This is a genomic window from Methylocystis echinoides (assembly GCF_040687965.1).
GTDB lineage: Bacteria > Pseudomonadota > Alphaproteobacteria > Rhizobiales > Beijerinckiaceae > Methylocystis > Methylocystis echinoides_A.
On sequence record NZ_CP156086.1, the window covers coordinates 110,925 to 136,960 of the forward strand.

Genomic DNA, 26,036 nt, shown 5'->3' on the forward strand with positions numbered 1-26,036 from the left:
TCTTTCGCTAATGGTCCAGCGGCGTGGGGCGCAGCTGGAACTGCACGACGAGCGGCGCCGAATAGTTTTCCGGCGTGCGGCCCGGCGCGCCCGGCGCCGGCGCGTCGATCGCCTCGATGTGGAAGGGCGTGCGGTTGCCGGAGGTCGCCCACAGGCCGCGTCCCTTCCAGCCGATCGACGGATCGTCGATGCGGCCGTCGACGCCCTTGGCGTAAAAGCCCATGGGATAGGGCACGCGCAATTCGACGATCCGCCCATTGACGAGCGCGTGCAGCGAATCCGATTGATTGCCCGTCGCAAACGGCGTGTTGGGTCCAAGCCCCAGAATGTCGTGCTGATCGACCCAGGCGTAATAGGGCGTCTCCGCCGCGCCCGGCGCGCCGGCGAAGCCCGGTCCCGGCAAGGGATGGAAGCTCCAGCCCTCGGGGCATTTCTCGCCCTTTTCGGCGCCCGCGCCATTGAGCGGCCCCTTGCATTTGCGGCGGTCGAAGCTCGCCAGATGCCCGCTGCCGAGCGCCGCCCAGAACACGCCGTCGCGGTCGACGTCGGCGCCGCGCATTCCATAGCCGGGCGGCGGCACTTTGTAGATTTCCGTCAGCGCCGTCTCGGGCGGATTGGCCCCGAGCGCAATGCGCACGGCATAGCCGGGGAAGGTGAGGTTCGAGCCCCAGACCGAGCCGTCGAGCGGGCTCGCGGCGACGCTGTAAAGGCCATAGGGCGCGCGCGTGTCCTTCGCCGGATCGAGCGGCTTGCCGGGCTGGTTATAATTTTCCGAACGCTTGCCGTCGCCATTGGTGTCGACGACGAGCGCGGTCCATCCTTGGGACCCCGCCGCGTCGCCGGTCGCCCAGAACTTTCTCGTGTTGACCCAGCCGAGGATCGCGAGTTCGCCCTGGCCGACATTGTTCAAGAAGAGCGTATTGTCGGCGTCCTGCGCGAAATTCAGATGATGCGAGCCGAAGCAGGTGTCGATGAAGGACCATTGCTTCGTCTTCGGATCATAGACCGAGACCTGACGCGCATTGCCGACGAAGCCTTCGGGCTTCGCGGGCAATGGATAGAGCTGCGCCGAACGCAGCGGCGAGGCGCCGGCGCAATAATCGGGCGTGTTCTTCGGCGCGCGCGTCTGGGCGGCGAAATAGAGTCGCCCCTCGGCGTCCATTGTCGGCGTATGGGCGTTGAACTTGCTGTCCCACAGGGCCTCCGAGCCGAAATACGGCGAGGGCGCGATCACCGGATTGGCGAGGAGCGAACTCGGCGTATCGGCGTCGCGAACCTTCGCGGGCAGCAGCGTCTTGGTGTTTTTCACCGGATCGAGAACCGGCACGTCGTCGCTGCCGAGCTCGGTTGCGCCATAGATCAGCCCGTAAGGGTTGACCGTCGGCTTGCGCCTGTCGGTCAAGGCGAGGTCGTGGAGATAATGGCGCGCGTCGGCGTAGTCGCGCACCGTCACGACGAGATTGCGCTCGACGCCCGCCGGGCGCGGCGGCGTTTCATGCGGGAGCGCGCCGGCGGCGATGCGGTCGGTCCATTCGGCGAAACGCGCGAGCTGGCCGCCGTCGGCGGAATCGAGGCGCGCGATTGCGTTGATCATCGCCGTTCCGCCCTGTCCGGACTGGAGACGGCGCCGCCAGGCGTCGATCGACGAGTCGAAATGCTGAAGCGACGCCGGCAGCCTGCGCGTCGCGACATTGCCGATCTGGTGACAGGGTCCGCAGCCATTGGTCTTGACGAGATCGAGCCACTGCTCCTGCGTCTTGAAATGCTCCGGCACGCCGTTGCCGCCCGCGCCCGTGCCGGGGAAATTTTCGCGGCCCGGCACGCTCAACAGCGCAAGCCAATAGATCGGCGGATAATATTGCGCGGCGGCGGCGAGATTGGGCGCAATCGTCGCCTCGAGATCGAGGCGCTGGCCGGGCTCGGCGGGTCTCTTCGCAAAATCGACGAGGCCGTAGCCGCGCGTCCAGACGCGGTATGTCGCTTTCGGCAAATCCGGAATGACATAGCGGCCCGCGTCGTCGGTGACGACCATCTTCGCGAAGCGGACGCCGAGATCCGTCGTCTCCGCGATGACCCACACGCCCGCCTCGGCGCCGTGCCGGCTGACGACGCGCCCGCCAATGTCGTCGGCGTCGAGCGACGGCGCCGACTGCGCCAGCGCGGCCACGGGCAAAACGGCGGAAAGCACAAGGCAAAGGACGGAAAGCCGTCGCGTCATCATCTCGACTCCTCGGCTGCAAGGACGGGCAAAACATATCCATAAAGTCTGTGAAATAAAAGCCTTGCCGGCAAAATTAGGGACAAAACGCAGCAGAATGCCGATAATCACGATTTTCGCCGCGGGGTATTGCATACATTGGTAGTAGGAATATAGTGAGCAGATCGACCAGGACGAACGGAGGCGACGACATGTCGAAGGCGACGCGGAAGATGGCGAAGGGCGCGGTTGTTTTGGCGTTGACGGCGACCGCGCCGGCCGTCGCCGAACCCAGCGTCTATCCGACGGGGGCGACCATTTACGATCCGGCGCGGGCGTATAATTCCTTTGTGCTCTTTACCGGCGGCGACGACGTCTCGAGGCTCATCGATCTTTCCGGCAAGGTCGTGCACGAATGGAAATATGCGGGCCAGCCCGTGACCTTCATCGATCCGGCGCTCATCGGCGGCCAGCGCGGCCATGTCTTCGTGACGCTCGAGAGCGAAGAAGGGAAGGGGACCGATCTCGTTCCGGGCCGCGTTCTCACGCGCATTCGAAAGACGGTCGGCGAAGTCGATTGGGACGGCAAGCCGGTCTGGCGATTCGGGCCGAGCGCGCCGGGCGGACGCGCGCAGCAGCATCACGACATTGCGCGGCTGCAAAACGGCAATACGCTCGTGCTCGCAAACGTTCTCTATCCTCTGCCGGGCTTCGCCGCGCCGCAGTCGCTCGACGACGTCGCCTATGAGGTCAACCCGGAAGGCGACATCGTCTGGACCTGGGCGGCCTCGGATCATCTCGACGAGATCGGCTTCACCGCCGAGGAACTGAAACTCATCAAGGCGACGAAGAACGCCGATTTCCTGCACGTCAACAATCTGAAGCCCGTCGGCCCCAATCACTGGTTCGACGAAGGCGACCAGCGCTTCGCGCCCGACAATCTCATCTTCGATTCGCGCTCGGCGAATTTCACCGCCATCATCGATCGCAAGACGCGCAAGATCGTCTGGACGCTCGGGCCGCATTATCCGCCGATCTCGGAAGACGGGAGCACGACGTCGCGCAAGACGCCGCGGCCCGTGGACCAGATTTCCGGCCAGCACGACGCGCAGATCATTGCGAAGGGATTGCCGGGCGCCGGCAATCTTCTCGTCTTCGACAATCAGGGCGAGGCCGGCTATCCGCATGCGGCGGTCAGTTACACGGGCGGGTCGCGCGTTCTCGAGATCAATCCGGTCACCAAGGAAATCGTCTGGCAATATACCGGCGCGAGCTCGGGCCAGCCCGGCTGGACGTTTCGCTCCACCCATATCAGCAACGCGCGGCGGCTGCCGAACGGCAATACTTTCATCGACGAAGGCCAGATCGGGCGCTTCTTCCAGGTGACGCCCAAGGGCGAGATCGTGTGGGAATATGTCAATCCCTATCCGCGCCGCGGCAAGGATGCGGAAACCGGCCGGCAGACCGTCAATCACGCCGTCTATCGCGCGGAGCCCGTTCCCTACGACTGGGCGCCGGCGGGGACGCCGCACAGCGAGACAGCCGTCGTTCCGCCCGAGAATGTCAATTTCCACCTTTCGTCGAAGTGAAGGAGCGCGCCCGATGTTCCATGTCTATCTGATCAAGATCGCCGCATCGCCGGTCGGCGTCGTCGCGCGCTCGCCGGAAGGATTCCGCTTCTACGCCATGGCGCGCCATTTCACCGCGCTCGAAAATCTTATTTTCGACAGCGCGGAGGACGCCAGAGCCGCCGCGATGATCCTATCGGAGAGCCGGTGAGGATGCGCGGAATAACGCGGCCTCGTCCTTCGAGACGCCGCCTTCGGCGGCTCCTCAGGATGAGGACTGAGCGTTCGAAGAGAGTTGAAAAAGCCCCTCATGCTGAGGAGTGCGCAGCAGGCGTCTCGAAGCACGAGGGGCTCCTCGGGATGAGGCCTGAGCGTTCGAAGATGGTTGCAAAAAGCCCCTCATGCTGAGGAGCCTGCGCAGCAGGCGTCTCGAAGCACGAGGGGCTCCTGGGGATGAGGCCTGAGCGTTCGAGGATGGTTGCAAAAAGCAAAAAGCCCCTCATGCTGAGGAGTGCGCAGCAGGCGTCTCGAAGCAAGAGGGGCTCCTCGGGATGAGGCCTGAGCGTTCGAAGATGGTTGCAAAAAGCCCCTCATGCTGAGGAGCCTGCGCAGCAGGCGTCTCGAAGCAGGAGGGCTCCTCGCCCTTCGAGACGCCGCCGTCGGCGGCTCCTCAGGATGAGGCCTGAGCGTTTGAGGATGGTTGCAAAAAGCCCCTCATGCTGAGGAGCCTGCGCAGCAGGCGTCTCGAAGCACGAGGGGCGTCAAGACGCAGTTCGGCCACAGCAGGCCGCCGCGCATTTCAGGAGACGTTCGATGAAAGGTTCCGTCTCGGCGCCGCTCGCCGCCGCGCTCGTCGCGTCTGCGGCGTTCGCCGCCCTCGCTCTCCCGGTCGGCGCGGAGACCGACGGGGGCTTCCTCCGCCTGCTTCCCGAACAGGTCCCGTTCAAATCGCCGCTCGGCGCCGGGCCGTCGCAGGCGGTGATCTACGGCGACCCGTCCAAGCCCGGCGTCTACGTCGTGCGCAACCGCTTTCCGCCGGGGGCGCATTCCAGCCCGCATTTTCACTCGCAGGATCGCCACGCCACGGTCATCAAGGGCGTCTGGTGGACGGGCGTCGGCGAGAAGCTCGATTTCGCGGCCGCCACGCCCTTGAAGGCCGGCTCCTACATGCTGCATCCGGCCAATGGCGTACATTGGGACGGCGCGGGGGACGAGGAGGTCATCGTCCAGATCGTCGGCGTCGGCCCCGTCACGACGACGCCGGTCGGACCCCGCGACGCGCCGGACAACTGGCCGAAGCCGAAAACCGACTGACTTATCGCAGCAGATGCGCGTCGCGATTGCCGCGATTGCAGAGCGCCGAAATCGTCGTGCGGTCGAGGATCAGCGCGATCGAGTCGCGCACGTCGAGCATGATGTCACGGATGGCGCAGGCGTCCTCGTCCGGGCAATCGGCGCAGCGCTGATAGGCGGTGCGGCTCGCGCAGGCGATCGGCGCCAGCGGTCCGTCGAGAATGCGGATGATCTGCCCGACGGTGATTTTCTCGGCGGGGCGGGCCAGATGATAGCCGCCCCCTTTGCCCTTGCGGCTGTTGAGAATGCCGGCGTTGCGCAGTTCGACGAGAATGGCGTCGAGGAATTTTCTCGGAATATTGTTTGCGGCCGCAATATCTCCGGCGAGGCACTTTCCCTCCGCCGAGGTGATGTGCATCAGCGCCTTCAGGCCGTATTTCGCTTTGTTCGAGAGCATGGTGAACTTCAAGGCCCCGGGCGGGCCTCCTTGCCGGATCGTTGACGCGGGGGCGCGGCTTTGTCCGCGCATGTTTATCGACCCGGTATATATGAAATTATCAGCAAAAGCTAAAGTCTCGACGGCCGAAACGGCCGAGGCGTTCTCGAACTCCAAAAGAACAAGACGTCCCGGGAGGGGGGCGCGCCGCCAGGACGGCGGCGGCCGCGCCTCCCGGCCCGGGACCTTCGCGCGCCTTATTGCCCCGCCGCGGCGGCGCGGGGGCCCGAGGCGCCGCCCTCGGAGACGAGGGCGACCTTTACGTAGCCGGCGGCGTTGATCACGCCCATGGCCTCGGCGACCTTGCCATAGGCGACGGCCTTGTCGGCGCGGACATGGATGCGGCGGTCCTTGTTGTTCTCGCTGTTCGCCTTGAGCGCGACGAGCAGCCCTTCGACCCCGGACGCTTCCTTCTTGTCGACGAAATAGGAGCCGCTGGCGTCGACGCTCACCACGATCGGCGGCTGCTGATCGTTGAGCTGCTTCGCCTGGGTCTTCGGCAGATCGACCGGGATGCCGGAGGTCATGAGCGGCGCCGCCACCATGAAGACGATGAGCAGCACCAGCATGACGTCGACGAGCGGCGTGACGTTGATGTCCGCGATCGGCTGCGAGTCGAATTCGGAATCGTGCTTACGCAACGCGAAGGCCATTGCGCTCTCCTCTCTTTGACAGCTGACGGGACAGTTCGACCTCGAAGACGCCGACGAAGGCGGTGAGGCGCTTGCCATAGGCGCCGATGTCGGTGCTGATGCGATTGTAGAAAATCACCGCCGGAATGGCCGCGACGAGGCCGAGCGCGGTCGCAAACAGCGCTTCGGCGATGCCCGGCGCAACGACCGCGAGGCTGGTGTTGTTGGAGGCGGCGATGCCCTGGAAGGAGTTCATGATGCCCCAGACCGTGCCGAAGAGGCCGACGAAGGGCGCGACCGCGCCGATCGTCGCAAGGCCCGGCAGCCGCGCCTGCAATTGATCGAGGGCGCTCGAGCTCGCGAGCTGGGCGACGCGATGCACGCGCTCCTGAAGCGAGTCGCGCTGCGCCTCCGTATAGACGAGGTCGGCGGAGCGCGTCTGCTCGTCGACCATGGCCGTATAGACCTGCACCAGCGGATCGCTCGGCGCGGCGTCGGCGAAACTCTCGGCGACCGCCGCGACCGGAAGCCCGCCCTGAATGCTGGCGACGAGCCTGTCGGCGCGCTTATGCAGAATGCGCAGGCGCACGAGCTTTTCCGCGATCACCGCCCACCCCCAGGCCGAAGCGATGATGAGAAGGACGATAACGCTTTTGACGATCGCGTCGGCTTGAAGGAAAAGTTCGATCGGCGACAACGTATGCGCAAGCGCCGCCGAAGCTGTCGTGGAGACTGGATCCGCCATGTAAATTGCCTTTCTCGTGACTCTTAAGGGCTGAAGGTGAAGGCGCCGGAGAGCGACACCGGCTTTCCGGGCGCGGCGACCGAGCCGCAGCGGGCGCCGAGGCGGTTCGCGACGGCGTCGAAGGGGCCAATGCCCGAAGGCGAAATCGAGAAGGAGGTCATCGAGCCCGTCGCGCTGAACGAGGCGTGATAGGCGATATGCGCGGTGCGCGGCGCCATGGCTTCGGGATAGGCGTTCGCCGCCGCGCGCTGCATGCAGGCGTGGAACTGGTTGGCGATCGCGGACGGCGTCGCGCCGGGCGGCGCCGCTGGCGCGCGAACGGCGGGCGCGTCGGTCCGAGCGCCCGTCGGGGCCGCCGCGCGCGGCTGGGCGGGCGCGGGCTTCGCGTCATTGCGCGGCCGCGGCTCGACCTTTTTTTCGACTTTGGGCTTTTCGACCGGCTTGGGTTTGGGGGCCTCTTCGACCGGCGCAATCGGGTCCAGCATCGGCGGCGGCGGCTCGGGGAGCGTCAGCTCCTCCGGTTCGGGCAGAACGTCTTCCGGCGGCGGCTCCTCCGCCGGCAGCGGGGCCAGTTCGATGACCTGCTGCTCTTCGATCGCGACTTCCGCCGCCTTGAAGGACAATGTCACGGTGAGGCCGAGCAGCAGCGCGTAGATGGCGGCGGCGGCGAGCTGCGCCTTGTAGTGCGGGCGGTCCGGCGTTGGTTGAAGCAGGCCCTGCACGCCGTGCGGGTTCGAGGAGAACGGAGCATCCGCGACTGCGTCTTCCAAATCCGCTGCAACAGCTGTCGCCATCTGAAACGCCCTCTTTCTCGAAGCTCGGAGCCTCCGTTTGAGTAACCGATAAATCCTATAGACGCAATATAGAAAGTGACGGCGCCTCTGCGCGACTTTTGAGCGTTCCCCCAATGAATCACGGGCCCGAAGCGTTTCCGCCTCGAGCCCGCGTGAGGTTTTTCTAAGTGGTTTTGCAGGTTATTGGGGCAGCACAGGCGCCGCGGCGGGCGCGCCGGCGGCGAAATGGTAATTGACGCCGCCGCGCACGATATGACCCTGGCTCGAGACATTGGCGCCGAAGACGCCGACAGGCGTCGTGTAGGAAACGCCGGTGTCGGCGAGCCAGGCGTAGAGATATTCGCCCTTGACCGAAATGCGGTCGCTCCAGGCGTATTCGAAACCGGCGCCGGCGGCCCATCCAGGCCGGACGGTCGGGCCGTTGTTGATGCGGCCATAGGCCAGCGGCGCGTAAGACGTCACGCTGTTCGGCAGAAAATTCGTGCCATAGGCGAGCCCGCCGCTCACGAACAGCAGCCAGCGCGGCGCGACGGCGTAGCCGACGCGGCCGCGGACCGTGCCGAGCACGCCGGCGTTGGTGGCGCTTGGATAAACATTCCCGGTGAAACCGGCTCGGATGACGCCGCGGTAGCCGATATCCGCTTCCAGGCCGAGAAGGATCGTTTCCGTCCACTGATAATTATAGCCGAGCGCGCCGCCGCCGACGAAGGCCGCGCCGCGCAACGGCGTCTGGTTGCCGAGCGTGAAGGAGCCTTCGCCGAGCAGCGCGCCTGCATAGCCGCCGATATAGCCGCCCTGCCAGCTGAAGACTGGCGGGGGCGGCGGCGGGGGCGGCGCTTTGGCGTTGGGAAGATCGGCGGCGCGCGCGCCGCTCGCGGCGAGGGCGAAGGCGAGGGCGGCGAGGCGCAGGCAAGTTGGACGGTTCATGCGGGAAACTCCTCGAGAGGAAGGGTCAGTAAAGCTTGATGCGGAGCGTGGCGCCGAAAGTGCGGGGGTTGAGGGCCGAGAAGGTCACGGTCGAGAACGAACCGTTCGAGCCGCCGGACCCCACGGTCTGCGCGATGAAGACGCGTTCGTTGAGCAGATTGCGGACCCACAGGTTGAAGCTGTAGCCCTCGTCATCCGTCTTGAGGCCGACGCCGGCGTTCCAGATCGCGTAGGCGGGCATGAACAGCGGATAGACCGAATTGGGGTTGGAAAGCTGCGTCTTTGCGCTCCACGCCGCGTTCGAATAGGAAAACAGCGTGACCGGACCCGCAAAGCCATAATCACGCAGGACGGGCCCGAGCGGATATTCGTGGTTGAAGCCGACATTGCCGGAAACGGGCGCCACGGGATTATTGCCGGAGACGCCGCCGGTGATGCTGTGTCCGGAAAGGCTCATGTAAAGCGGCGCCGGCGCGCCATTGACGTTGGAGGACGCCGGCCACAGCCACTCGGCGGGCGCGGCCGCCTTGGCGTAATCGACATATTGCGCATTGGTGTAAGCGCCCGCAAAAGTAAACCACAGGCGGTCGATCGGGCTCCAGCGCCCATCGAATTCAAAGCCGCGCAGACGCACATGTCCTATGTTGCCAAGAAAATTCTTGCGGATCGGCACGCCGTTGACGTCGGTGTAATCGGTGTTCACCAGCACCGACTGGAAATCGAAAATATCGTTCCAATAGAGGTTGGCGTTGACGATGAGCCGGTTGTCGAGCCAGTTCGTTTTCACGCCGAGTTCGTAGTCCCAGGAGACTTCCGGCTTGGTGATGACCGGCTGCCAGGCCTGAAACACGCCCCGGCTGTTCAAGATGGGCAGGGCCTGCGTGTTGACCGCGCCGGACTTCTCGCCGCGGGCGACGGAGCCATAGGCCATCACATTCTCATTGAACCGATAGGAGGGGTTGAACAGTCCGGAGAGCGAATTGACGGTTTTGCGCTGACCGCCCGTGTCGAAATAGGTCGTGCCGCCCGTCGCCTGACTGACCGCCGCGATCTGATTGAAATTGGTCAGGCCCTGGATCCATCCGAAATTGGAGCCTTCGCGGATTTCATAGGTGTCGCGCAGGCCCGCGGTCACCGCCCATTGTTCGTCGATATGCCAGGTCGCCTGGGCGAAGGCCGCCGTGCTGAAGGTGCGCGCCTTGCCGTCGTTGCGATAGGAGAGCCCCCACAGGTTGAACGGATTGGCGTTGAAGTTGTTGGAGAACCATTGCGAGGCGTCGGAGCCGTAGTCGACGTGATTGTAGGAGAAGACCTTTTCATAGAGATTATAATTGCCGATCGTCCACTCGAGCTCCTGCCCGGCGGGCGACGCGAGCCGCGTCTCGTGCGAATATTGATCCACCCAGACGTCATAGGCGTTGCTGCTGATGTCTAAGAGATTATTGCCGGTTGAGTTATTGGGATGCAGCGTGAATTCGCGCCAGGCGCTGACCGCCGTCAGCGTATTGTCGCCGATCTGATAGTTCACCTCGTTCGAGGCGCCCGTGGTTCTCTGATCGAGTTTGCCCAGGCGGGTCATATAGGGCCGGTAGGGGTTGTAGGTGAGAATGGGTTGCCGCAAACGCGTCGCGACATTCTGCGAATAGGTCGTCGCCCGGGTTCCGTTCGCCCATAGCGGAAACGAGTCGCCAATAATGCCGGCGTAATTGTTGTATTCGTCGGAACGCAGCCGGTCGAAGATCAGGCGGTCGGTGAAATTGTCGCCGACGTAAAGCAGCTGCCCGCGAACGCCCCAGCGATTATTGTCGAGAAGCTGCTGGCTGTTGAACTGATTGTTGATCCAGCCGTTGCCGCGGTCGTAATACATGGTGACGCGATAGGCGAGCTTGTCGTCGATGATCGGCCCGGTGACGTTCAATTTCTGAGTGACGCGGTCGTAATTGCCGAAGGTCGTTTCAGAGGTGGCCGAACGCGCGAAGGCCGGGAGCTGCGTGCGAATGACGACGGCGCCGACGGTGGTGTTCTTGCCGAGCAGCGTGCCTTGCGGTCCGCGCGCGACCTCGAAAGACTGCAGGTCGACGAAATCCGCCCATTGGAAGCCGACGTGGGTGTAGAAGACATTGTCGACGATGAGGCCGACCGCCGATTCAGAACCATCCGCGCCGCCGGAGATGCCGGAAATGCCGCGAATCGACATGGCGGAGGTGCGCGGATTGGTGATCGACGGAACGAAATTCGGCACTTTCTGCGCGAAGTCCTGCAGGCGCTCGAGCCGTTCCCTTTCCTGCGTCTTGGCGCCGACGACGCTGACCGGCAGCGGCACGTCCTGCGCCTTTTCCTCACGCTGGCGGGCGGTGACTTTCACCTCTTCGACCTGCGCGTCCTCCGCCTGCGCGGTTGCGACGGCGATGACGCCGCCCATGAAGGCGAGCGGCGCAAGTCCGACGCCCGAGAGAAGCTTCCTGCGAAACGCCGTAGCGCTGCACGTCATGTTTAACTCCACGCCCTTGTGCCGACTGGCCGATTAGTTGATCTACTAACTATGTAGGATTAAAGAGCCTGGTCAAGCTCGCTCGGGGGATTTCGGGGCGCGTCGCGGCTTGCGTCGGCGTTTTTTCTACTCAGTTGCAAATTAGCAACAAATGCAGCATGAAAAACAAAAGCCGCGCTCTTTGGCGGAGCGCGGCCCAGGGTCGGCGATCAGCGGGGCCAGTCGTCGCCCGCCCTTATTAATCATAGTTTTGGAGTAGAGTTAAAATCCAGCGACGTCGATGTCCTGCGGCGGCGCCAGTTGCAGTCCGAGCGCCAGGGCGCTGACCAGGACCGTCAGGAGAACGACGGCGAGGACGCCGCGGGAGGAGGCGATCGCCTCCTCCGGCAAGACGAGGACGGCGGGCTTAAAGCCCGTCAGCATGGCGCGAATGAGCGGCTCGCCCTTCAACAGCACATGGGCGAAGACGGCGCCGACGTGCAGGACGATGGCGAACAGAATCACATAGAAGAACTTTCGATGCAGGCTGGTGAGCGCGAGGCTTGCGTCCTTGCTGACGAGGCCCGCGAGCGGACCCGCGTTGAAAATCTCGTCATCGCCAAAAAGCCCGAGCGTCGCCTCTGCGCCGAGCGCGCCAAGAAGAATGAGCGTCATCACCGCGCCGAGCGGGTTATGGCCGGCGTAGCGGGTCTTGCGTCCCCGGCCGAGGGCGCTGACATAACGCAGCACGCCGCGCGGGCCTTCGACGAAGCTGGAAAATCTCGCATGGCGCGTCCCGACGAAGCCCCAGACGATGCGGAAGACGACGAGGACGATGGTGGCGTAGCCGAAGAAAAGGTGAGCCGTAAAATAGTTCGCGCCCAACCGGTTCGTCGCATAGGCGCCGAGGATGGCGGCTACGAGGCTCCAGTGGAAGAGCCGCGTCGGCCAGTCCCAGACCTTGCGAAAGTCCTGCGCCTGGCGCGCGGCTCTTGTCGAGAGATCGTCAGTGTCGAGCGTGGTCATGTCGTGCCCCGTCGCCGTCTCGCCTTACTTCGCCTTATAGGTTTCGTGGCAGCCTTTGCAGTCCTGCGCCAGGGAAGCGATCGCCGTCTTCAAACTGTCAGTCGCGGCCTTCTCCTTGGCGTTGGTTTCGGCGAGCGCCTGGGCGTGCGCCTGGAAATCTTTCAGCTTCTTGTCGAAGTCGGCGCGGTTGCTCCACACGTCGGGCTTGGCCTTGGAGTCGGGCTCCGCGACATTCGAGCCTTCCGGAAAGGCGTCTTCGACAATCCCCGAAAGGAAGGCGATGCGCGTCGCGCGTTTCGTCGCCTCCGCCTCGTCATAGGGAACCGTTCCCTTGGCGACCGCGCCGAAATAGCGGAAGTAATTGCCGATGAGCGTATAGGCCGCCTTGCGGTTTTCGACCGCCTGCTTCGACGGCGAGGGCGGCGTCGGCTGCGGGCTTTGGGCGCGCGCCGAGGCGAACAAGGCGCCACCCACGGCGACGCCGGCGACGAGAGAGGCAAGGACAAAAGCGCGCGAAGAGATGCGTTGCATGCGACTAAGGCTCCATGAGGGCTTGAAAGATGATCAGCGCTTGTTGTCTTCGCGCCACTTGCGGACGAATTCGAGCGTCGCCTCGACATGTCGCGACGGGTTCGAGTCGATGAGTGAGAAGCCGATGTTCCCATTGGGAAGGATGATGTAGGAGATGCGATCGGCGACCGTATCTCCAGTCGCGCTCGGCTTGAGGCGCTTGGCGTCATAGGCGTTGATGACGTTGAACGATGGATCGGCGGCGACGGGAAATTTGTCGCGACACTCCTTCGTCGAGAACTCGCGTTGCACCTCGATCGGATCGCCGGACACGCCGACGAGACTCGCGCCAGCCGCCGTGAAATTATCGAAGTTCTCCGCGAATTCATGCGCCTCGATGGTGCAGCCGCGCGTGAAGGACTTCGGGTAGAAGTAGAGCACCACGGGGCCCTTCTTCAGCGCCTCCGCGAGCGAGAAGCTGAAGTCCTTGCCGCCGATCGCGGCGGGGGCGGTGAAGTCGGGCGCGCGATCGCCCGTCTTCAAGGCGGCCTGGGCCGGGCTCATGAGCAGCGCGAACGCAAGGCTTGCGATAATTGGCTTGATCATGATGGGGGCCTATTTCTGAGGGGACGCGGGCGCGGCGGCGGCGGTCTTCGGCGGCGGCGGCGCGAGCTTCACGAGGGCGCCGCCTTCGTCCTCATAGTCGCGCACGCCAATGGCGCCGGCGACGTGAAAGCCGTAACCGGTGAGTAGGTCGCCGATCGCGCCGGCGCGATGGGCGCGATTGGAAACGACGACGATGAGCCGGTCGCGCGGAATGAACGCGAGGCTCTTCTGCACGTCGCCTGTCTGAACGCTCAGATAGACCGGAAAGCCGCCGAATTTCGTCAGCTCGTCGGGGCGTCGCACGTCGAGAACCAGAAGCTGTTCGGGATGCGCGGCGATCGCGTCGAAGGCGCTGCGGTTGAGGCGCAGCGTCTTGTAAGTGTAAGCCGGGTCGTTCGCCGGCGTGACCGCTTCCCCCGCCGGCGTCGCAGCCGCAGACGGTTGCGGCGCGGCCGGCGCGGCGGTCTGGCTTTGCGCGAGACCGCTCGATGCGGCGCCAATGAGAAACAGAAGACCTGCGCCGAAGCGCAACAACGTTTGCATGGGATGTTCTCTTTCGTGGAAGGCGTCGATCAGCCGCGCAGATGCGCGTTGAAGAAATCGATGGTGCGTCCCCAGGCGAGCTTCGCCGCGGCCGCGTCGTAGCGCGGGGTCGTGTCATTGTTGAAACCGTGCTGGACGCCCGGATAGACGAAAGCCTGATAGTCGACCTTGGCGTCCTTCAAGGCCGCTTCATAAGCGGGCCAGCCGGCGTTGATCCGGTCGTCGACGCCGGCATAGTGAAGGAGCAGCGGCGCCTTGATGTTCTTCACGTCCTCCGCCTTCGGCTGCGCGCCGTAAAATGGAACGGCCGCGCCGAGCTCGGGAAGTCTGGTCGCGAGAAAATTGGCGATCCCGCCGCCGTAGCAGAAGCCGACGACGCCGACCTTTCCGTTGCTGTCGGGAAGCGCTTCGAGCGCCTTTGCGGCGGCGATGAAATCCTGCCGCGTCTTTTCCTGATCGAGCTTTTGAAAAAGCTCGCGGGCCTTGTCTTCGTCGCCGGGATAGCCGCCGAGCGGCGCCAGCGCGTCGGGCGCGAAGACGATGAAATTGGCGGTCGCGAGACGCCGCGCAATGTCTTCGATATGCGGATTGAGGCCGCGGTTCTCGTGTACGACGAGAATGACCGGCAGCTTCCCCGTCGTCTTGGCGGGCTTCACGAGATAGCCGCGCACCGACCCATTGCCCTCGGGCGAGGGAAACTGCGTGATCGCGCCGATGATGCGCGGATCGTCCTTGGCGATCTGCTCGGCTTCGGCGAAGCGCGGCTGCAAAGCGTCGAGCGTCGCCGCCGCGCCGGCGACGCCGAGGCCGAGCGTCGCCACGCGATCGAGAAAGGCGCGGCGGCTGATGTCGCCGTGGACATAGCGGTCGAAGATTTTCAAGACTTCCGGATCGAAGTCGTTTGCGGTTTTTCGGGTCATGCTGATTCCTGAAAGTTCGGCGCTATCGCGCGAGGCGCGGCTTATAGAGATCGTGGCAGGATTTGCAGAGTTGCGGCGCCTCGCGCGCGGCGGCCGCGGCGGCGTCGAAATCGCCGCCGTCGACCCGAGCGATGACGTCGCTGATGACCTTCACGCCCTTTCGGGAAATCTCCACTGCATCCTCGGCGTTCTTTTTTGAAAAATAGTTCTCCGTGTATTTGAAGCCGTCGAGAAGGATTTGCGCGTCTTCCTTGGCGGCGTCGGCGTTTTTCGCGGTGATGTCCGGCTCGAAATATTTGATCGTCTTGTCGAGGTCGCGCATCAGGTCGTTGTCGTAATCGCGCAGATCGATCGCCGCGAGCACCGGCGCGCTCGAGGCGAGCGCGACCAAGGCGACGACGGAAAATCCGTGAACGGGCTTGAACCGGTCGCTCATTGCGTCACCGTGATCCTTCCTTTCATATTGGCGTGAAGGCCGCAGGAAACGGCGATCTCGCCCGGCTTGGTGAGCGTGACGCTAAAGGTTCCGCCTTCCTCGATCTGATCTTCGGAACGAAAGACTTCTCCGCCGGCGCCTTCGCCGACGACGCCGTGGGGCATTTGATCCTTGTTGACGAACGCGACTTTCCTCCCGGCCTTGACGGCGATCTCGGCGGGCTCGAAAGCAAAGCGTTCAATGACGATCGTCGCCGTCGGCGTCGCGTCGTCGGCGTGCGCTGGGAGGCTGACGACGCCTGCCAGCCCGCCAATGAGAAGGATGCTGAGAAGACGCACGGGCGTTCAGGCGAGAATGTCTTTGACGACCTTGCCGTAAACGACCGTCGGACGTTCCGCGCGGCCGGCCTTCAGATAGATCGTCTTGAGATGGTCGAGGCCGAGGAGCTGCAGAACCGTCGCGTGAACGTCGTAAGTGTCGACGGGATTCTCGACGGTCTTCAGGCCGATCTCGTCGGTCTGGCCATAGCTGAAGCCATGTTTGAGGCCGCCGCCGGCGAGCCACTGCGTATAGCCCCAGGGATTATGGTCGCGGCCGTCGCCGCTTTGGCCGTAGGAGGTGCGCCCGAATTCCGACGTCCAGACGACGAGCGTCTGATCGAGGAGACCGCGCGACGCGAGATCGGCGAGGAGACCGGCGATCGGCTTGTCGACCGCGCGCGTGTGGGCGCTGTGGTTCTTTTCGAGCTGGCGATGAGCGTCCCAATTCGCGTCGTCGCCCACGCCCGCGCCTTCGATCGGGCCGGATACGACCTGGATGAAGCGAACGCCGCGCTCGACGAGACGACGCGCGCGCAGCAGCACGGTGCCGTAATCCTTCGTCGCGTCTTCGTTCAGCCCGTAGAGCGCCTTGGTCGCCTCGGTCTCCTTGGAGAGATCGACGGCCTCCGGCGCGGTCGACTCCATGCGATAGGCGAGATCATAGGAGCGCGTGCGCGCTTCGAGCTCGCTGTCCTCGGGGTGCGCGGCCGCGCGAAGATCGTTGAGCTTCTTCAGGAGATCGAGGCTTTCGCGCTGCTGCTCGGAGCCGATGAGATCCGGCGGCGCCTGATGCAGGATCGGCTGCGCGCCGGGGCGGAAGGCCGTGCCCTGATAGACGGCCGGCAGGAAGCCGGAGCTCCAGTTGACCGAGCCGGCGCGCGGCTCGCGCTTGCCGTTGTAGAGCACGACATAGGCGGGGAGATCCGGATTGGCGGAGCCGAGCGCATAAGTAACCCAGGCGCCGAGCGACGGACGGCCGGGGCTCACGTCGCCGGTGTTGAGCTTGAGGATCGAAATGTCGTGCGTCGCGCCGACGGTGACGCTCGACTTGATGAAGGTGAGCTTGTCGGCGTGCTGCGCTATGTTTGGAACCCAGTCGGAGAACCAGGCGCCGCTCTCGCCATATTGCTTCCACGTGCGATTGGAGGCGAAGAGCTTGCCGACGCCGCCCTGCGTGCTGGTCTTGATGCCCTTGAGGAAGGACTCGGGCGTCTCCTGTCCGGCGAGACGCACGAGCTCGGGCTTATAGTCGAAGAGATCGAGCGTCGAGGGCGCGCCGTCCATATGCAGCCAGATCACCGATTTCACCTTGGGCTCGAAATGCGGCGGCTTGGGCGCCAGCGGATCGAGGAAGTTGGCGGCGTTCGCCTGCGGCGCGCCGAACCAGCCGCCGCCCGGCAACATGCCACTGACGGCGTAGCCGCCGAGACCATAGGCCGCTCCGCGCAGCCATTCACGACGTGAGCTCTTGATCAGCATTTCTGTAAATCCCCTTGTTTGTCCGGCGTTGTTAGAAGCGATAGACGAAGTCGTTCGAATTGAGCACGGTGTGGACGAGATCGACGAAGGCCGAGGCGCGCAGCGGGTCGGCGGGCTTTTCCTTCACGCCGACCGGGATGGCGATGGCGAGCTTCCCGTCGTCGGCCTTCTGCGCAATCGTCTTCTGGTGCTGATCCAGGAAGGCCCGCAGCGCGTCTTTTTCACTATCCGTGGCCTGGCGCGAGAACAGGATCTGATAGAGCCGGTCGATCCGCGCCGACTCGTCGGGTCCGGCTTCGTTGATCACGCGGCCCGCGAGCGCCTGCGACCATTGAAAGATCTGATCGCTGTTGTAGAGCGTGAGCGCCTGCAGCGGCGTCGTCGTCACGTCGCGCTTACTGTGAATCTGCTGCGCATTGGCCATGTCGAAGGTCTCGAGCAGCGGATAGGGGAGGCTGCGGCGCGTGAAGATATAGAGGCTGCGGCGCACGTAATCCTTGGGGTCTTTCGACGTCGTCCAGGCCGGGTCGGCGTTGAAATTATTGCCGCCGATGAGATTGGCCGGAACCGGCGGATACACGCTCGGGCCGCCGATCTGTTCATTGAGCTTGCCCGAGGCGACGAGAATCGAGTCCCTGATCTGCTCCGCTTCCAGGCGCTTGCGCGGGAAGACGGCGAGAAGCTTGTTTTCCGGGTCGGCCTTGGCGACGTCTTCGCGATAGTCGGAGGATTGACGATAGGTCGCGGAGAGCAGGATGGCGCGATGCAGCTTTTTGACGCTCCAGCCGTCCTTCACGAAGCTGTCGGCGAGGTAATCCAGGAGCTCGGGATTCGTCGGCTTGTCGCCGGCCTTGCCGAAGTCGCTGACGGTCGCGACAATGCCCTTGCCGAAATACTGGTTCCAGACGCGATTGACGAAGACGCGCGCCGTCAGCGGATTGCCCGGGCTCGCGAGCCAGTTGGCGAGCGCCGTGCGGCGGCCCGACGAGGTCTCCGTCGGCTTGATGTCGGGCTTCTCCGCGGTGATGGCCTCGGGGAAGGCGGGCTGCACTTCCTCGAGCGGGCGTTCGTGATTGCCGCCGAAGAAAATATGCGTCGGCGGCGCGTCGGGGTGGCCGAGTTCGGTCGCCGTCGTGAAAGTGTTGGCGCCGCGCGTCGGCCGCTTGTCGACGTATTTTTGCAGCTCCTTTCTGAGTTTTTCATACTCCTCGAACTTCTGAACCATCTCCGGGCTGTGCTCGGGCGCGGTCTTGTCTTCCGCCGCGTAGCGCAGGAAGGCGGCGAGCTGCGCCTGGTCGGTCACGGCGTCGAGCCGGTGATTGACCCAGCGGTCGAGCGCGTTCCACTGCTCCTTGGGCTTGAAGATCGATTCACGGCTGTCGGTGAGGTAACGCTCCTTGTGATATTTGAGCGCCGCGTCGCGCACCGAATCGATGATCGCCTTCTGCCTGGCGCGAATGTCTTTGGTGGCTTCGTCGTAGATCGCCTGCGCCTTTTCATAGGCGAGCTCCTGCTCGCCTTTCTTCGCGGGCGCCTTTTCCTCGAAAGCCGTATTGGCGAAGAAGGCCTGCAGCGAATAATAGTCCTTTTGCGTGAATTTGTCGGTCTTGTGGTTGTGGCAGCGCGCGCAGCCGACGGTCGTGCCGAGAATCGCCTGGCCGACCGTGTCGACCATGTCGGTCGTGATCTGGTATTTGCGCTGAACGAGATCGCGCGAATTGCTGTTGTCGGGATAGCCGGCGAGGAATCCCGTCGCGACCAGCACGTCCTGATCTGCGGGCGCGATCTCGTCGCCGGCGATCTGCTCCTGAATGAAGCGCGAATAGGGCTTGTCCTCGTTGAACGCCTTGATCACATAATCGCGGTAGCGAAAGAAATTCGGCCGCGTGCTGTCGTTCTGGAATCCGGTCGAATCCGCGTAGCGCGCGAGATCGAGCCACAGACGGGCCTGACGTTCGCCATAGCGCGGCGAGGCGAGCAGGCGATCGACGAGTTTTTGATAGGCGTCGGGCGACGCGTCGGCGATGAAGGCGGCGACGTCCTCCGGCGTCGGCACGACGCCCCAGGCGTCGAGCGTCGCGCGCCGGATGAAGGTCGCGCGGTCGGCGTCTTTCGACGGCGTCAGGCCCTTGGCTTCGATCTTCGTCAGCACGAAGGCGTCGAGCGGCGTGCGCAGCCAGTCCTTCTGCTTCACATTCGGAATGAATTGCGCCTGAACGGGCTGCCAGGACCAATGTGGCTTGGAAGCGGGCTTCGGCGCTTCCGTGGCCGGCGCGACAGTCTGGTTTCCGGGTTGACCCTCCGCGGCGACGGCAAGCGCAGCGATCGAAACGCTCAGAAACATGGCGAGATAGGCTTTTTTTGCGGTCGATGTCATCTCTTGGGCCTCGGTCCCGGGCGGTTTTGCGAATGGTTGCTTGCGGCGCGCGCGGCCGCGACGAAGGCAAATTAAGCGATAAAACCGTCAAAGTCTACCGGGTAAATAGCATAATGTGACGCATTCCGCCGACGCTGCGGGCGTGACGCGGCGGCGCCTGCGCGGCTTCGCAGTCAGACCACGGCCGCAGAGCGTTTCATGAGGCGCACGGCGCGCGGGATGCGCGGAGACGCAACGAATTGGCTGGGGGCGGCGCAACGCTCCTTCGCCCAAAAAGAAAATGACGGCCCGCCCCGGACGAGAGGCGAGCCGTCACTTGCCAAGTGAGGGAGCTGGACACCTTGCCGCGCAGAGGAAGAAGGGTCGGCGAGCTGTCCACTGAAATCATACTAAAAAGGTAAGGAGTGTCAACCGCGGATCAACAGGAATGAGAAGGCCTCGAACGCGATGGCGAAAAATTTCTTCAGGCGCGCAGGCGCCGGACGATGGGCGCGGCGGCGTCGGACATATTGATGAGCGGGCCGTCGGCCGCCGGGGCCGCGATCATTGCGGCGAGCGTGAAATTGTCGAGAACATTGGCGAGCGCGCGCTTTGCGTCGAGCATCACCATCCGAATGGCGCAACGCTCCGGCTCACGGCAATCGTCGCAGGGCTGGAAGCCTTTCTGGCCCGCGCAACGGATCGGCGCCAGCGTCCCGTCGATGACGCGCACCACGGCGCCAACCGAGATGGCGGTTGCGGGCCGCGCGAGCGTATAGCCGCCGCCCTTGCCCTTCTTCGACTCGACGAGGCCGGCGTTGCGCAATTCGCATAAGATGGCGGAGAGGAATTTCCGGGGCACGTCCTGGGCGACCGCAATCTCTTCGATCGCGACGGCGTCGCCGGGTCGAAATCGCGCAAGGTAGATGAGCGCCTTCAAGGCGTATTTTGCTTTCTTGGTCAGCATGTCGCGCCGCCTCGACTGCGATATCGAAGAAAAAGCTCGAAAAAACTCAATTATTGGCTTCGCCGGACGCCGAGTCGTAGGAGATGACCAGATAGGCCGTGGCTGCCTCGGGCGACGCATTGTGATAACTGTGCGGCACGTCGGCCAGGAAGTCGATGGCGTCGCCTTCGCCGAGCTTTTGCGGCGCTTCGCGTCCGACGATGACTTCGAGCGATCCCCTGGCGATGACGAGATTTTCCTTCGTCCCCGGCGCATGCGCCTCGACGCTGTGGCGATGATGCGGAGCGATCTCGACCTCGTAGAATTCGACCGTTCGCTGTGAATCATAGGGAAAGAGCGGGCGGGTGCGAAATTTTCCGTCGTCCGAGGCGACGCTCTGACGCGCGCCTTTTCGGAACACCAGCACGTCGCGGCGGCCTTGCGAGGCCACCAGACTGCCGAAGGAAATGCCCAGCGCATTGGCGATCCGCCAAAGGTGATTGATGGTCGGCGTGACCGCGCCCGCTTCGATCCGCATGAGTTCGGAGGGGTCGATGCCGCTCAATTCCGCCAATCGCTCGAAGGAGCGGCCTTTCTTCGCGATCAATCTGCGCAGGCGCTCCGCGACGAGCACGGCCACCGCGTCGCCGGCGGCGGGTTCAAGCGGGTCTCTATGTTTTGACATATCTATAAATCCTATCACATGTGCATATTGAACCTTTTGGCGGAGACGTCAAGCGGCGCTCGAACGTCGGCAAGACGCCTGCGATAGAAGGGCTTTATCGCTTTTACGAGATTTTCGATTTTCGGCCTTGCCCATCAAAACGCATCATTTTAGTATGAAAGAGCATGTCGACCGCGTCGACCTTTGCGTGGAGCAAATTCCAATGAAGTCCCGTTTCGTCACGATCGCCGCCGGGCTGCTGGCCGCGAGCTGTTTCTCCTTGTCCGTCGCCAGGGCGGAGCTTCTGACCCTCAAGGCGATTTCGACGCCGATTGCGCTCAACATCGCCCAAACCGCTTATGACGCCTGTCTGAGCCAGGGCTATCATGTGTCGGTGACCGTCGTCGGTCTGGAAGGACAGCCGCTCGTGTCGCTGCGCGGCGACAACACCTCGCCGCATACGATCGAGAACAGCTTGCGCAAGGCCTATACGTCGCGCACCTTTCGCGTGCCCTCCGGCGAATTCGCGCAGCGCGTCAAGGACAACCCCACCTCGGGCCAGGTGCATCTCGCCAATGTCGTCGCCGCGCAAGGGGCGCTGCCGATCAAGACCGGCGACACGGTGATCGGCGCCGTCGGCGTCTCCGGCGCGCCTGGCGGCGAGAAGGACGAAGCCTGCGCGAAAGCCGCCATCGACAAGGCGACGGATCAACTGAAGTAACGGGCTGACGAAAGGGCGCGGCCGGTCCTGACCAGTCTTCTTTGCGGACGGCGTGAACAACGCGGCCGCCCGAAAGTTTCTCATTGGCGCAACGCCCGGCGGCGCGGGCCTTTCTCTGCGCAAATGGCAAAAAATCGAAGGGCGGCGGCATGGTCGCGCGCATTCGAAATTGCTCCGGTCTGAGAGCGGCCGAATGCCGATGATCTCTGGCGCGTCGTGAATGAGCGCGACATGCTCGGAGACGATCTGCCGCCCGATTATGCGACGCATGTGACGCCCGGCGCCTTCTATGGCTGGCCCTGGTAAGTGGTGCGCCTCAAATTCGCGGCGGGAAAGCCGACAGGCGCCTATCAGGATTTCGTGACCGGCTTCGTCATCGACGAGACGCGCGTCTGGGGACGTCCCGTCACGTCGCCGTCGCGCCGGACGGCGCGCTGTTCATCAGCGAGGATGGCGCGGGAACGATCTTTCGAGTCTCGAAAAGGCCGTGACGCGGGCCGCGGCGTGCGCCCGCGTTCCGCTTGCCGGCGCCGCTTGAGCCCACGGCAGGCTTTCGGAAGAAAGGGACTCGCGGCGAACAAGGCTTGCGGCGAACATGGCTTGCCGCGAACGGCGCGAAGCTTACATGACGACATCGCCCTTTCTATTGGGAGGTTCGCCATGACAGGCGCAAAGAGAATTGCCTTATCAGCCAGCGCGCTCTTCTTGTTCGCCGCACCGCCGCAAGCCGACGCAAATGATCTCGTCGACAGAAGCCCGGTCGTCGTGGCCGGCTCCCGTTTCGCCCCGCGCCTGCCGGGCGATTGCCCGACGTGCTACAAAGGGCATGACTTTGGAACGGACTGCTTTCAATACGTGTGGACGGGCTTCGAGCAGGTTTGGACGAACGTCTGCCTGTGGGGATGGCGCTAGAGCTTTCGATGCGCATGCGGTCGCCGGCCCGGCGCTTTATGCTGATCGCGGGCGGCGCTCAGGCCGCGTTCAGAGCCGCGAGGAGCAGCCCGGCGTTGATCGCGAAGCTCGCGGCGGCGAGGCCTGCCGCGAGCGGGAGCGAGCGATCACGATAACCCAGCAGGATCGCGGGCGCGGTCAGCCACAAGAAGACGAGGTCGAAGGGCAGCGCCTCGTTCCGCGGCTCCTGCAAGGTGCAAAGCCAAAACAGCGTCTGCGCGAGGACGCCGGAAACGACGAGAGGTCGGACGCAAGCAAGCGGTCTGGTCATCTGGCCAAATCCAGTGCGCATAACGGCGCGGCGGGGAGACGGTGGTCGCCCGTGCGGCCGACAGCCTAACGTTTCTGTATCTCGTCGAAGACGCCGCCGTCGGCGAAGAACTTCTTCTGCGCCGCCGGCCATCCGCCGAATCCTTCGCCGATCGTGACGAGCTCGACCTTTGAGAAACGCTTCAGGTCGGACGCCGCCGCATATTTGGGAAAGGCCGGGCGATAGCCGAATTTGGCGATGAGCGCCTGCGTTTCCGGCTTGAACAGATAGTCGAGAAAGGCCTCCGCGGCTTTGCGCGACCCTTTGGCGTCGACATTGCCGTCGACGAGCGCGACGGCGGGCTCGGCCAGGATGGAAAGGGACGGCGTGACGATTTCGAATTTATCGGCGCCGAACTCCTGCTGGGCGAGGAAGGCTTCATTCTCCCAGGTGATCAGCACGTCGCCGATGCCGCGCTGGGCGAAGGTCACCGTCGAGCCGCGGGCGCCCGTGTCGAGGACGGGCGCATTGTCGTAAATCGCTTTGACAAAGGCTTTTGTCTTCGCCTCATCGCCTTTGAAGGCTTTCAGCCCATAGGCCCAGGCGGCGAGGAAATTCCAGCGCGCGCCGCCGCCCGTCTTCGGGTTCGGCGTCACCACGGTGACGCCGGGCTTCGCAAGATCGGGCCAATCCGTCACCGCCTTGGGATTGCCCTTGCGCACGAGAAAGACAATCGTCGACGTGTAGGGCGCGGAATTGTTTGGAAGACGCTTTTGCCAGTCCGGCGGGATTTTGCCGGTCTTCGACGCAATGGCGTCGATGTCGTTGGCGAGCGCGAGCGTCACGACATCGGCGGGAAGCCCTTCGATGACGGCGCGCGCCTGCGCGCCGGACCCGCCATGAGACGTCTGGAGATCGACTGTTTCGCCCGTCCGCTTTTTCCATTGCGCGGCGAATGCCTTGTTGACGGCCTTGTAGAGCTCGCGCGTGGGGTCGTAAGAGACGTTCAGGAGCGTCGCGTCGGCGCGCGCGGTGGAGATGGCGGCGGCGCCGAGCGCCAGCGCCGCCAACGCAAGAGAAAGGCGAGCGTTCATTCTTCTTTCGTGCTCCACTTTGGTCACAGCCCCTCGAACAGCGGCGTCGACAGATAGCGTTCGGCGAAAGAGGGGATGATGACGACGACGTTCTTGCCGGAAGCTTCCGGCCGCGCGCCGATTTCCAGCGCCGCGGCAAGGGCGGCCCCGGAGGAAACGCCAATCGGCGCGCCTTCCAGACGCGCCGCGAGCCGCGCCGTGTCGAAGGCGGTCTGATTGCCGATCGTGATGATCTCGTCGATGACGCTGCGGTCGAGGATGGGCGGCACGAAGCCGGCGCCGACGCCCTGGATTTTATGCGGTCCCGGCGGGCGGCCCGACAGCACGGCCGAGTCCTCGGGCTCGACGGCGACGATCCGCAGCGACTGGCGTCGCGGCTTCAGCGCCTGTCCGACGCCGGTGATCGTGCCGCCGGTGCCGACGCCGGCGACGAAGTAGTCGATCTCGCCATTGGTGTCGTTCCAGATTTCCTCGGCGGTGGTGAGGCGGTGAATTTCGGGGTTGGCGGGATTTTCGAACTGCTGCGGAATGATCGCGTCGGGGTTCTTGGCGACGAGCTCGTCGGCCTTGGCCAGCGCGCCTTTCATGCCTTGCGCGGCGGGCGTCAACACGAGTTCGGCGCCGAGCAGCGCGAGCATCTTGCGCCGCTCGATCGACATCGACTCCGGCATGACGAGGACGAGCTTGTAGCCGCGCGCCGCCGCGACGAAGCCGAGCGCGATGCCGGTATTGCCGGAGGTCGGCTCGATGAGCACCGTCCGTCCCGGCGCAATGCGTCCCTCGCGCTCCAGCTTCTCGATCATGGCGACGCCGATGCGGTCTTTGACGCTGGCGATCGGGTTGAAGAATTCGAGCTTGGCGAGAATATTCGCCTTCGCGCCCTTTTCGCGCGCGATGCGATCGAATCTGACGATCGGCGTGTCGCCGATGGTTTGCGTGATCGACTCGTAGATGCGCCCGCGTCCCGGTCGCGCGGCGGGCGAAAAATTCACGTTGTGAACCGTCATGCGCCGATCCTTTCCTTGTTTGCGTTCGGCTCGCGCCGCGACTGGGTTTTCAGATTCCCGCGCCATGGTCGAAGAATTCGACATGGGCCTTGGCCTGGGTGATGTTGCTGCCGGGCGGCACGCTATGCGTAAGCCACACATTGCCGCCGATGGAGGAGCCGCGGCCGATGGTGATGCGCCCGAGGACGGTCGCGCCGGCGTAGATCACCACTTCGTCCTCGACGATGGGATGGCGCGGCTTGCCTTTCTCGAGCGCGCCCGTCTCGTCGACCGCGAAGCGCTTCGCGCCGAGCGTTACGGCCTGATAGAGACGCACGCGTTTGCCGATGACGGTCGTTTCGCCGATCACGACGCCGGTGCCGTGGTCGATGAAGAAGCCTTCGTCGATCTGCGCGCCGGGATGGATGTCGATCCCCGTCTCGGCGTGCGCGATCTCGGCGATGATGCGCGCAATCATCGGCGCGCCCAGCCGATAGAGGCGATGCGCGACGCGGTGGCGGATGACCGCCGCGACGCCGGGATAGCAGAACACGACCTCGTCGAGGGACTTCGCCGCCGGATCGCCATCGAAGGCGGCGCGGATGTCCTTGTCGAGAAGCGCGCGCGCCTCGGGCAGCGCCGCCGCAAATTTGCGCGCGATCTCTTCCGCCTGTCGCGGCGCTTCCGCCGCCTTGTCCGCATCGAACAGCGCGAGCTCGCGGCGGATCTGTTCGCAAAGGGCGCGCAGCGCGCGGTCGAGCGTGCGAATCAGATAAGCGTCCGTCGTCTCGGGCGTGAGCTCGCACGGGCCAAAGTGGCGCGGATAGAGAACGGCGGTCAGATCTTCGACGAGATCGACGATGCGCGCCTTCGACGGCAGTTCAGGAAGCCGGCCGGCGCCATATCGCCTGCTTTGAGAGGCTTTTCTCAATTCGCCGAGCGCGGAGACGATCCGCGCCGCATCGAAGGCGTCCGCAGCGCGGGATATTCTGTCAATTTGTTCGGTCATCGACCAAGCCTTCGGCAAAGGGAGCGCTAACACTTGATAAAAAATATAGACTAAATTAGAAAAGGCAACAGGAAACGCGTGGGGAAGCGGCGTCTCC

General features: G+C 64.0%; 27 protein-coding genes and 1 pseudogene. 6 read left to right on the forward strand and 22 right to left on the reverse strand.

Annotated elements, in window-relative coordinates:
• Positions 1–7: 7 nt before the first annotated feature.
• The gene (locus tag RVU70_RS20655) at positions 8–2,221 is read right to left on the reverse strand and encodes a carboxypeptidase-like regulatory domain-containing protein (RefSeq protein ID WP_363351989.1); all 2,214 of its coding nucleotides are present in this window, start codon (positions 2,219–2,221) and stop codon (positions 8–10) included.
• 188 nt (positions 2,222–2,409) lie between these two features.
• Here RVU70_RS20655 and RVU70_RS20660 point away from each other — a divergent pair, with 188 nt between their 5' ends.
• The 3 genes from RVU70_RS20660 to RVU70_RS20670 all read left to right on the forward strand — a co-directional run bounded on the left by RVU70_RS20660 (position 2,410) and on the right by RVU70_RS20670 (position 5,079).
• On the forward strand, positions 2,410–3,786 hold the full coding sequence (locus RVU70_RS20660) for an aryl-sulfate sulfotransferase (RefSeq protein ID WP_405044895.1): 1,377 nt from the start codon (positions 2,410–2,412) through the stop codon (positions 3,784–3,786).
• A gap of 13 nt (positions 3,787–3,799) precedes the next feature.
• The gene (locus RVU70_RS20665; RefSeq protein ID WP_363351991.1) at positions 3,800–3,976 is read left to right on the forward strand and encodes a hypothetical protein; all 177 of its coding nucleotides are present in this window, start codon (positions 3,800–3,802) and stop codon (positions 3,974–3,976) included.
• 602 nt (positions 3,977–4,578) lie between these two features.
• Complete coding sequence (locus RVU70_RS20670; RefSeq protein WP_363351993.1) at positions 4,579–5,079, forward strand: cupin domain-containing protein; 501 nt, start codon at positions 4,579–4,581, stop codon at positions 5,077–5,079.
• Position 5,080: 1 nt separating this feature from the next.
• Here the strand turns inward: RVU70_RS20670 and RVU70_RS20675 are convergent, their stop codons facing one another.
• From RVU70_RS20675 to RVU70_RS20755, 17 genes are all read right to left on the reverse strand, one after another.
• Positions 5,081–5,515: an Rrf2 family transcriptional regulator gene (locus tag RVU70_RS20675; RefSeq protein WP_363351995.1), complete on the reverse strand. Its 435-nt coding sequence runs from the start codon at positions 5,513–5,515 to the stop codon at positions 5,081–5,083.
• 236 nt (positions 5,516–5,751) lie between these two features.
• The gene (gene tolR / locus RVU70_RS20680) at positions 5,752–6,207 is read right to left on the reverse strand and encodes a protein TolR (RefSeq protein ID WP_363351997.1); all 456 of its coding nucleotides are present in this window, start codon (positions 6,205–6,207) and stop codon (positions 5,752–5,754) included.
• Positions 6,188–6,931, reverse strand: coding sequence for a MotA/TolQ/ExbB proton channel family protein (locus RVU70_RS20685; RefSeq protein ID WP_363351999.1), 744 nt, complete (start codon positions 6,929–6,931; stop codon positions 6,188–6,190). The genes tolR and RVU70_RS20685 overlap by 20 nt, the downstream gene beginning before the upstream one ends.
• 23 nt (positions 6,932–6,954) lie before the next feature.
• Entirely contained in the window at positions 6,955–7,725 is a 771-nt protein-coding gene (locus RVU70_RS20690) for an energy transducer TonB (RefSeq protein WP_363352001.1), read from the reverse strand.
• Between the two features lie 180 nt (positions 7,726–7,905).
• The gene (locus RVU70_RS20695; RefSeq protein ID WP_363352003.1) at positions 7,906–8,652 is read right to left on the reverse strand and encodes an outer membrane beta-barrel protein; all 747 of its coding nucleotides are present in this window, start codon (positions 8,650–8,652) and stop codon (positions 7,906–7,908) included.
• 25 nt (positions 8,653–8,677) lie between these two features.
• Entirely contained in the window at positions 8,678–11,143 is a 2,466-nt protein-coding gene (locus RVU70_RS20700; protein WP_363352005.1) for a TonB-dependent receptor, read from the reverse strand.
• A 261-nt stretch (positions 11,144–11,404) separates the two neighbouring features.
• A complete protein-coding gene (locus tag RVU70_RS20705) occupies positions 11,405–12,148 on the reverse strand; it encodes a cytochrome b/b6 domain-containing protein (protein ID WP_363352007.1) in 744 nt (247 codons plus the stop codon).
• A gap of 24 nt (positions 12,149–12,172) precedes the next feature.
• Positions 12,173–12,679, reverse strand: coding sequence for a cytochrome c (locus RVU70_RS20710; RefSeq protein WP_363352009.1), 507 nt, complete (start codon positions 12,677–12,679; stop codon positions 12,173–12,175).
• Between the two features lie 33 nt (positions 12,680–12,712).
• Positions 12,713–13,264 carry a peroxiredoxin gene (locus RVU70_RS20715; protein WP_363352011.1) on the reverse strand — a complete coding sequence of 184 codons (552 nt, stop codon included), beginning with the start codon at positions 13,262–13,264 and terminating at the stop codon, positions 12,713–12,715.
• A gap of 9 nt (positions 13,265–13,273) precedes the next feature.
• Positions 13,274–13,807 carry a rhodanese-like domain-containing protein gene (locus RVU70_RS20720; RefSeq protein WP_363352013.1) on the reverse strand — a complete coding sequence of 178 codons (534 nt, stop codon included), beginning with the start codon at positions 13,805–13,807 and terminating at the stop codon, positions 13,274–13,276.
• 29 nt (positions 13,808–13,836) lie between these two features.
• The gene (locus RVU70_RS20725) at positions 13,837–14,727 is read right to left on the reverse strand and encodes a dienelactone hydrolase family protein (RefSeq protein ID WP_363352015.1); all 891 of its coding nucleotides are present in this window, start codon (positions 14,725–14,727) and stop codon (positions 13,837–13,839) included.
• A gap of 22 nt (positions 14,728–14,749) precedes the next feature.
• Positions 14,750–15,163, reverse strand: a complete 414-nt coding sequence (locus RVU70_RS20730; protein ID WP_363352017.1) for a hypothetical protein — start codon at positions 15,161–15,163, stop codon at positions 14,750–14,752.
• Complete coding sequence (locus RVU70_RS20735; RefSeq protein WP_363352019.1) at positions 15,160–15,501, reverse strand: cupredoxin domain-containing protein; 342 nt, start codon at positions 15,499–15,501, stop codon at positions 15,160–15,162. The genes RVU70_RS20730 and RVU70_RS20735 overlap by 4 nt, the downstream gene beginning before the upstream one ends.
• Before the next feature lie 6 nt (positions 15,502–15,507).
• Positions 15,508–16,962, reverse strand: a complete 1,455-nt coding sequence (locus tag RVU70_RS20740; RefSeq protein WP_363352021.1) for a DUF1501 domain-containing protein — start codon at positions 16,960–16,962, stop codon at positions 15,508–15,510.
• A 31-nt stretch (positions 16,963–16,993) separates the two neighbouring features.
• A complete protein-coding gene (locus tag RVU70_RS20745) occupies positions 16,994–19,339 on the reverse strand; it encodes a DUF1549 and DUF1553 domain-containing protein (RefSeq protein ID WP_363352023.1) in 2,346 nt (781 codons plus the stop codon).
• Between the two features lie 463 nt (positions 19,340–19,802).
• The gene (locus RVU70_RS20750) at positions 19,803–20,285 is read right to left on the reverse strand and encodes an Rrf2 family transcriptional regulator (protein ID WP_363352025.1); all 483 of its coding nucleotides are present in this window, start codon (positions 20,283–20,285) and stop codon (positions 19,803–19,805) included.
• Between the two features lie 46 nt (positions 20,286–20,331).
• Positions 20,332–20,949: an XRE family transcriptional regulator gene (locus tag RVU70_RS20755; RefSeq protein ID WP_363352027.1), complete on the reverse strand. Its 618-nt coding sequence runs from the start codon at positions 20,947–20,949 to the stop codon at positions 20,332–20,334.
• 202 nt (positions 20,950–21,151) lie between these two features.
• On the opposite strand from RVU70_RS20755, the gene RVU70_RS20760 reads away from it, so the two are divergent.
• The 3 genes and pseudogenes from RVU70_RS20760 to RVU70_RS20770 all read left to right on the forward strand — a co-directional run bounded on the left by RVU70_RS20760 (position 21,152) and on the right by RVU70_RS20770 (position 22,561).
• Complete coding sequence (locus RVU70_RS20760; protein ID WP_363352030.1) at positions 21,152–21,649, forward strand: heme-binding protein; 498 nt, start codon at positions 21,152–21,154, stop codon at positions 21,647–21,649.
• 189 nt (positions 21,650–21,838) lie between these two features.
• A pseudogene (locus RVU70_RS20765) lies at positions 21,839–22,140 on the forward strand (hypothetical protein); the annotation flags it as partial.
• Positions 22,141–22,309: 169 nt separating this feature from the next.
• Positions 22,310–22,561: a hypothetical protein gene (locus RVU70_RS20770; protein ID WP_363352032.1), complete on the forward strand. Its 252-nt coding sequence runs from the start codon at positions 22,310–22,312 to the stop codon at positions 22,559–22,561.
• 58 nt (positions 22,562–22,619) lie between these two features.
• Here RVU70_RS20770 and RVU70_RS20775 read toward each other — a convergent pair whose 3' ends face one another.
• The 4 genes from RVU70_RS20775 to epsC form a co-directional block, all read right to left on the reverse strand.
• Positions 22,620–22,871: a hypothetical protein gene (locus tag RVU70_RS20775; RefSeq protein ID WP_363352034.1), complete on the reverse strand. Its 252-nt coding sequence runs from the start codon at positions 22,869–22,871 to the stop codon at positions 22,620–22,622.
• A gap of 65 nt (positions 22,872–22,936) precedes the next feature.
• On the reverse strand, positions 22,937–23,944 hold the full coding sequence (locus RVU70_RS20780; protein ID WP_363352036.1) for a sulfate ABC transporter substrate-binding protein: 1,008 nt from the start codon (positions 23,942–23,944) through the stop codon (positions 22,937–22,939).
• Positions 23,945–23,967: 23 nt separating this feature from the next.
• A complete protein-coding gene (gene cysK, locus RVU70_RS20785) occupies positions 23,968–24,951 on the reverse strand; it encodes a cysteine synthase A (RefSeq protein ID WP_363352038.1) in 984 nt (327 codons plus the stop codon).
• A gap of 49 nt (positions 24,952–25,000) precedes the next feature.
• Positions 25,001–25,939, reverse strand: coding sequence for a serine O-acetyltransferase EpsC (gene epsC, locus RVU70_RS20790; RefSeq protein WP_363352040.1), 939 nt, complete (start codon positions 25,937–25,939; stop codon positions 25,001–25,003).
• Positions 25,940–26,036 lie beyond the last annotated feature (97 nt).